Genomic DNA, 363 nt, shown 5'->3' with positions numbered 1-363 from the left:
TTGGTCACACTCGGGCCACCGGTAATGGTGAGGCCGTCTGTATTCAGTTTGCTGTCGCCTGCGGTGACGCTGTCAACGGTAATGTCTTTGGCCAGTTTGAAGTCAATCTGGTTGTCAGACACGGTGGTCACGATGTTTTTGTCGCTGCTGCGGTAAGCAACGGTTTCGCCCAGTTGGACGTTGTCGTCGTTACCGTTGTCGGCGGCAATGTTCAGACCTTTGGCCACGTTGGCGTTGGTTTCTTTCAGCTGACCGTAGTTAACGGCGTCGGTATCGTCGGTACCGGCGGCTACGTTGGTCACTTTGTTGCCGGCGTTGTTCAATCCGTCTTTGGTCAGTTTGACATCACCTGCTTTAACGCCG

The 363-nt window shown here is 54.3% G+C and carries 1 pseudogene; it reads right to left on the bottom strand.

The features are described 5' to 3' along the window. A pseudogene (locus tag ACTHTG_RS11185) lies at positions 1–363 on the bottom strand (hypothetical protein); the annotation flags it as partial.

Origin of the sequence: Neisseria sp. P0017.S009 (assembly GCF_051957375.1) — a bacterium.
Lineage (GTDB): Bacteria > Pseudomonadota > Gammaproteobacteria > Burkholderiales > Neisseriaceae > Neisseria > Neisseria perflava.
Note: the sequence above shows the minus strand (reverse complement) of the source record. Positions and strands in the feature narration are given on the sequence as shown.